This is a genomic window from Novosphingobium album (ex Hu et al. 2023), assembly GCF_022832385.1.
Taxonomy (GTDB): Bacteria; Pseudomonadota; Alphaproteobacteria; order Sphingomonadales; family Sphingomonadaceae; genus Novosphingobium; species Novosphingobium album.
In genome coordinates, this window is sequence record NZ_JALHLE010000048.1 from 1 (window position 1) to 6,791 (window position 6,791).

5 protein-coding genes are annotated in these 6,791 nt (G+C 62.7%); 4 read left to right on the forward strand and 1 reads right to left on the reverse strand.

The genetic code is table 11. From position 1 onward, the window contains the following. Positions 1-205: 205 nt before the first annotated feature. A complete protein-coding gene (locus MTR64_RS20415; RefSeq protein WP_243996390.1) occupies positions 206-1,132 on the reverse strand; it encodes a LysR family transcriptional regulator in 927 nt (308 codons plus the stop codon). Positions 1,133-1,294: 162 nt separating this feature from the next. Here MTR64_RS20415 and MTR64_RS20420 point away from each other — a divergent pair, with 162 nt between their 5' ends. From MTR64_RS20420 to MTR64_RS20435, 4 genes are all read left to right on the forward strand, one after another. Further along, positions 1,295-2,734, forward strand: a complete 1,440-nt coding sequence (locus MTR64_RS20420; RefSeq protein WP_243996391.1) for an efflux transporter outer membrane subunit — start codon at positions 1,295-1,297, stop codon at positions 2,732-2,734. 11 nt (positions 2,735-2,745) lie between these two features. Next, entirely contained in the window at positions 2,746-3,912 is a 1,167-nt protein-coding gene (locus MTR64_RS20425; protein ID WP_243996392.1) for an HlyD family efflux transporter periplasmic adaptor subunit, read from the forward strand. Positions 3,913-3,924: 12 nt separating this feature from the next. Next, positions 3,925-5,478, forward strand: coding sequence for a DHA2 family efflux MFS transporter permease subunit (locus MTR64_RS20430; RefSeq protein WP_243996393.1), 1,554 nt, complete (start codon positions 3,925-3,927; stop codon positions 5,476-5,478). Positions 5,479-5,607: 129 nt separating this feature from the next. Then, complete coding sequence (locus MTR64_RS20435; protein ID WP_243996394.1) at positions 5,608-6,402, forward strand: IS256 family transposase; 795 nt, start codon at positions 5,608-5,610, stop codon at positions 6,400-6,402. Positions 6,403-6,791 lie beyond the last annotated feature (389 nt).

Sequence of the window (6,791 nt, forward strand, 5' to 3'; positions counted from 1 at the left end):
GAGGCAGTTTTACACTAACAAATCACACGGACCACTCAGCGGGGGGCCGATCAGTCCCAAGGGAAGCAGTCTTGCGGCAATGGCCGCGCAAGTCTGCAAAACGGCACCGGCTTACGGTGAGGTGGCCCTGTGATAAGCTACACTACTCCGCGGGGCACGATCGGCTTACGCTCCAAACCTTCCTCCGGCTTAACAACGACCTTATTCAAGGCGCATTTAGGCGCGTCTCTCGCTCCCGGTTCAGCTGCTGCACCTTGGCATGGAAAAAATCGATAAAGCTGCGGACCTTAGCCGAAAGGAACTTCCGGCTCGGGTAGACGGCATAGATCGTGGTCGCAATCTGCGCGGTATCAGGCATCACCTTCTCCAGGCGGCCTGAGGTGACATCGTCCTCAATCATGAGTTCCGGCAATATGGCTATCCCCATGCCTTCCTGCGCGACCAGCCGGACGAGCGATTCATTCGCGCTTTCAAATCCGGCCTCGAACTTGACGACTTCGCGCCCTGCCGGCAGCTCGAACGGGACAGTCGCTCCAACATGCAGGGACTTGCACAGCAGGAGACTGCGGCCATTGAGATCGGACAGCCGTTCCGGCCTCCCCGTCCGATCAAGATAGGCGGGCGACGCGACGAGGTGGAAGGGCATCTCGATCAAGGCACGCGCGATAACGCCCTGATCCAGCGATCCGGGGACCGTCGCGCGCAGCAGAAGATCGAAGCCCTCCTCGACCAGATTGACGTTTCTGCCCGTGAGTTCGATGTCGAAGCGCACATCGGGATATAGCGTCCCGAATTCGGCGAGCATGGACGAGAAGCGGCGGTTGTCGAACCAAAGTGGCGCGGCAAGGCGCAAGGTTCCGCGGGGAACGACAGTGGTATTGCCGACCGCAGCCTCCGCTTCATCCAGGGCATCGAGCGTTTGCCGCGCCTGATTATAATAGAGCGAGCCGGTTTCCGTCAGGCTCACATGCCGGCTGGTCCGGTTGAGAAGCCGCGTCCCCAGACGGCTCTCCAGTGCCCGCACATGCTTGCTGGCCATGGTCGGCGAGATGTCGTGACGGTCGGCTGCAGCGGTGAAGCTCTTGAGTTCGGTTACGCTGCAAAAGACCCTTAGGCTAACCAGAGTGTCCATAGATTATAAACCTACAGGACATCTTGATTGAACTCAATCGCCGTTGATGAAGCACGGCGACAAAGTCATTCTGCCCGGCGTCGGCGAGCGCTGCCCCCCGCTCCCCACTCCCAGCGACCGCCGACACCCCGTTTCCGAGACAAAAACGCAGGGCAAGACGGCATGGCCAAGAATAGTGTTACGAACGGCGCCGCGCGTTGCGGCCGCGCTGCTTTGCTTGTGGCTTTCCTCCTGACGAGCGCTTGCGCCGCGATACCCGACCTCGGCGCAAAGCCCGAACCGGGCACCGCGCGTGATTTCCAATCCACGGCCTCGTTGTCCGCGACGCCAGCACAGTGGCCCGCCAACGGCTGGTGGCGCGCCTATGGCGATCCGCAGCTTGCCGCGATCATGGACGAGGCCCTGGCGGAATCCCCCGATCTTGCCGCCGCCGCAGCGCGTATGCGCACGGCGCAAGGCTACGCCCAGGCAGCGGGCGCGGCCTTGAAACCGGCCATTGATGCCTCCGCCTCGGCGAATGAAGCGCGGCTCAGCCAGCACAGCGCGATGCCCGCAGAGGTGGTCCCCAACGGCTGGAATGACAGCGGTTCCCTGAGCGTCGGGCTGAACTTCGATCTTGATCTGTGGGGCAAAAACCGGGCCGCGATGCGGGCCGCACGGCTGGATGCCAAGGCCGCTGAATATGAATTCAACGAAGCGCATCTGATCCTCACGACCGGTATCGCATCGACTTACGCCGAGCTTGCCGCTCTCTATGCCCAGCACGACAGCCTGGAATCGGTACTGGATGTCCGCGAGCAATCGCTGGAGCTGGTCAGGCAGCGCTTTGACGCCGGTCTCGACAACACCAGCGTGCTGAAGCTTGCCGAAGCACGCATCCCGCAGACGCAGGCCGATCTGGCAGCGACCGATGAAGCCATTGCACTGGCCAAGAACGCACTCGCGGCATTGGCTGGCGCGGGCCCTGACCGGGCACTGACGATTACACGACCGGACATTTCCTTTCTGACCCCGCAGGGCGTGCCAGGCGATGCATCAATCGATCTGATCGGCAGGCGTCCCGACATCGCCGCCGCCCGCACCCGCGTGGAAGCGGCGGCACAGCGGATCAAGGTAGCCCGAGCCTCCTTCTATCCGGACCTCAGCCTCAGTGCACTGGCCGGTCTACAATCGTTCGGTCTCGATAACCTGTTCAAGAACCAGTCCCAGTTCGGAAGTGTCGGTCCGGCGATAACGCTTCCTCTGTTCCACGGAGGTGCGCTGCAGGGACAATACCGCGGCAGCCGCGGCCAGTATGACGAGGCTGTTGCCCTCTACAACCGCCAGGTCGTCCAGGCATTGCGCGAAGCCGCCGACGCCGTGACCAGCCAGAAGATGCTCGGACGCCGGCTGGCGCGCTCGCAGGCGGCGCTGAACGACTACGAGGAAGCGCTCAGCCTTGCGCAGCAGCGCTACAGGCAAGGCCTTTCCACTTACCTTGATGTGCTCGCTGCGCAGGAAAGCGTCGTCGCCTCCCGCCTCAAGGTCACCGAGCTCCAAACCCGTGCCTTCACTCTCGATGTGCAGCTGATCCGCGCGCTCGGCGGCGGTTTCCGCGCATAAAGGACATTCCCATGACCAAGATCACCCATGTCGTCGAGCACGACGTCTACACCACGGTTGAAGAAACAAGCCCCGAGGAAGACAAGAGCGTCAAACGCAAGCGCATACAACTGTTCGGTGCGCTTGCCGCCGGTGTCGCCCTGATCGGCCTCGGCGCTTATGCCTACGACGTTCTGGTCGGGTCCAGGCACGTCACCACGGACAATGCCTATGTCGGTGCGGATGTGGCGCAGGTGACATCGCAGATCGCGGCACCGGTAAGCGCCGTGCTCATCGAGGACACGCAGCACGTGCGCCGCGGCGACATACTGGTCCGCCTCGACGATACCGACGCGAAAATCGCGGTGGCGCGGGCCGAAGCCGATCTGGCACGGGCAAAGCGGCAGGTCCGGGGCCTTGAGGCCACCGACCACGGCCTGCTGGCGCAAGTGGGGGCCCGCGCGGCGGCCGAAGCACGCGTCAACGCCGAAGCCGCTGCGGCCAAGGCCACTCTCGAAAAAGCGCGAATCGATCTCGATCGCCGCAAGTCCCTGGTGCAAACAGGCGCGGTTTCGGGCGATGAACTGACGGCGGTGCGCAATGCCTACGACAATGCCGAGGCGGGATTTCGCGCCGCGCAGGCCGCGCAGACCGAGGCCGCCGCCGCCCGCGACGCCGCTATCGGCAACCGCGATGCCAATCGCGCCCTCATCGCCGGCACCACGCTAGACGACAACCCCGAGGTCCTGGCCGCTCGCACAGCCCTCGACCAGGCACGCGTCGATCTGAAGCGCACGATCATCCGCGCGCCGATCGACGGGGTCGTATCGAAACGTCAGGTCCAGGTGGGCCAGCGGGTCCAGCCCGGCGCCATGCTGATGGTCGTCGTTCCCGTCCAGTCCGCTTACGTCGATGCCAATTTCAAGGAAGTCGAACTTGCGAATGTGCGCCCGGGTCAGCCCGCCGAGCTGACATCTGACCTCTACGGCGACAAGATCGTCTACCACGGTCATGTCGCCGGCTTTTCGGGCGGCACGGGCGCTGCGTTCTCGATCGTGTCGGCACAGAACGCCACCGGCAACTGGATCAAGGTGGTGCAGCGCCTGCCTGTGCGGATCAAGCTAGATCCCAAGGAACTCGCCGCCCACCCGCTCCGGGTGGGCCTGTCCATGAACGTTGACGTCAACGTCTCGCGGTAAGGACAAGCGGCCATGACTGCACAAGCTGCGGCCCGCCCGCCGAAGGGAACAGCGCCGCCCCTCACCGGAGTGGCACTTTATGCAGCAGCAATCCTGATCGGACTCGGCAATTTCCTTGTTGTGCTCGATACCACGATTGCCAACGTCTCGGTGCCGACGATCGCCGGCAGCCTTGGTGTATCCGCGACACAGGGAACCTGGGTCATCACCTCCTACGCTGTCGCGGAGGCGATCACCGTGCCCCTGACCGGCTGGCTTGCGAAGAAGTTCGGCGCGCAGCAGACGTTCATCGCCTGTTATCTGGGGTTCGCGGCCGTGCAGCTGCTATGCGGCATGGCAGGCTCGCTCGGGACCCTGCTCGGTATGCGCGTGCTGCTCGGCCTTGTCGGCGGACCGATCATGCCGCTGTCGCAGATGCTGCTGCTGCGTATCTTTCCCAAGGAAAAGGCCACGCTGGCAACTGTGATCTGGGCGATGACCACGCTGGTCGGTCCTGTCGCAGGGCCTATCCTGGGCGGCATCATCTGCGACAATTACGGCTGGCAGTGGATCTTCCTCATCAAGGTGCCGGTCGCGGCCTGCGCCGGCTTCGCGCTCATGACGCTGATGCGCGGGCAGCCCGACCCGAAATCGGAAGCGTTCATCGACAAGGTGGGCCTGGCACTGCTCATCATCTGGGTTGGCGCGCTGCAGATCATGCTCGACGAAGGGCGCAACCACGACTGGTTCGCTTCCGCAGAAATTCGCACGCTGGGCATCGTCGCCGCAATCGGCTTTGCGAGCTTCCTGATCTGGGAACTGACGGAAAAGAACCCGATCGTCGATCTCAAGATCTTCCGCCACCGGGGCTTCGTGGGAGCGGCCCTGACCTATGCAGTCGGGTACGGAGCCTTCTTCGCCAGTATCGTTATCCTGCCGCTCTGGATGCAGCAGAACATGGGCTACACCGCCACCTGGGCGGGCTACGCCACAGGGATCATGGGCATTCTTGCCGTCCTCTCGGCGCCGCTGGTCGGCAAGGCGGTCGAAACGATCGATGCCCGGCTTATCGTCTGCCTCGGCATCCTGGGCCTCGGCGCGATGATGGTCTGGCGCATGTGGGAATTCAACAGCGAGGTCACTTTCCTGCAGATGGCATGGCCGACACTCGTCACCGGCGTGTTCATGGTCATGTTCTTCGTACCCGTGACCGGCCTGGCGATGGCCAGCGTGGATCACGAAGAGCAGGCGAATGCGGCCGGCCTGTCCAACTTCATGCGAACCCTGGCGGGTGCGTTCGCCACCTCGCTCATCCAAAGCGGCTGGTCGAACGCGACGCGCCTCAATCAAACCGAAATTGCCGGCGCAATGACCAACGGAAGACATGTGCTTGATATGGCGGACGGCCTTGGCGTCGATCACAACGTCTCGACGCACCTCCTGACCTACACCGTGGAAGGGCAGAGCGTCATGCTGGCAACGCTCGACATGTTCGGCGTGATCGCGATCTGCCTGGGTGTCGCGGCAACCATCATCTGGCTGGTACCCAAGCCCAAGGGCCCCATCGATACAAGTGGCACGCATTAAACGACTTTGTTGCAAAAAAGGGGGAAGGATTCCGTTTGTGAATCCAGGTCGTTAATGGGTGGTGAAGAGCAAGCCAGCCCCCGGCAGTCTACTGCTCGATGAAGGAACTGTAACCTGAGTTCTGGAAATTTGATTGAGCCGGAGGTCGTGCGCCTGTGCTGGGCCACCAAATTGCTCGACGAGGAACTCGAGGCATGGCGCAACCGGCCACTTGGCGAGATCCGATACCTCATCCTCGATGCGCGTTATGAGATAATGCGCCATGGCGGGGTGGTGCGCGACGCCGCCGTGCTCTCGGCCATCGGCGTCGGCCCGGATGAGCGGCGCCGCGTGCTGGGCGTCTCGGTGGCGCTGTCGGAAGCCGAGGTTCACTGGCGGTGCTTTCTCGAAAGCCTGGTCGTCCGCGGCCTGCGCGGCGTCGAATTCATCGTCTCCGATGATCATGCAGGGCTGCGCGCCGCTCGCCGTGCCGTGCTTGGCGGCGCCACGTGGCAGCGCAGCCAATTCCACCTCGCCCAGAACGCCATCCACCACGCCCCGAACGCGATGATCCGCAAGCGTATCGGCAGCGAGCTGCGGGCTGTCTGGAACGCCGAGACCCTGCCGAAGGCCGAAACTGCCCTAGCCGAACTGGTCGCCAACTATCGCGACACCGCGCCCAAGCTGGCAGCATGGCTCGAGGAGAACGTCCCCGAGGGCCTCGCCGTCTTCACCCTACCCGAACATCACCGCCGACGATTGCGTACATCAAATCCGATGGAACGCGCCGTCCAGCAAGAGTTGAAGCGGCGCACGGCAAAGGTCAGGGTCTTTCCCAGCGAAGACGCTCTCCTGCGGCTCGTCAGCGCCATCCTCGTCGAGATCGACGAACAATGGGCCTCCGACACAAAGGCCTACATCAAGTGGGAATGCCAGGATGCATGATCATCCCAATCGCAAATTTCCAGACAACAGGTTGCTCAATCATTCAACAGCGAGGTGATTTTCTTGCAGATGGCAAGGCCGACACTCGTCACCGGCGTGTTCATGGTCATGTCCTTCGTGCCGGAACGCGCTAAATCATGTTGATGTTTGAACTGGCGGGGTCTGGCCAACTTTCCGGCCTGCTGGCTTGGCGCATAATGGGCGCCGGCCCCGATGCCGTTCGTCGGCCGGCCCCCATTGAGTCCATCGAGTTCGACGCTCCGACAGTCCTAACCGGTGCGGCCGCGTCCAGATCATCATCTTCAATTCAATGCGCGCGCGCAACAGTTCCACATGACCGTGATCTGCCCCCTTCTGAGTGGCCCAAAATCTGTTTTAGATTTTGCCAC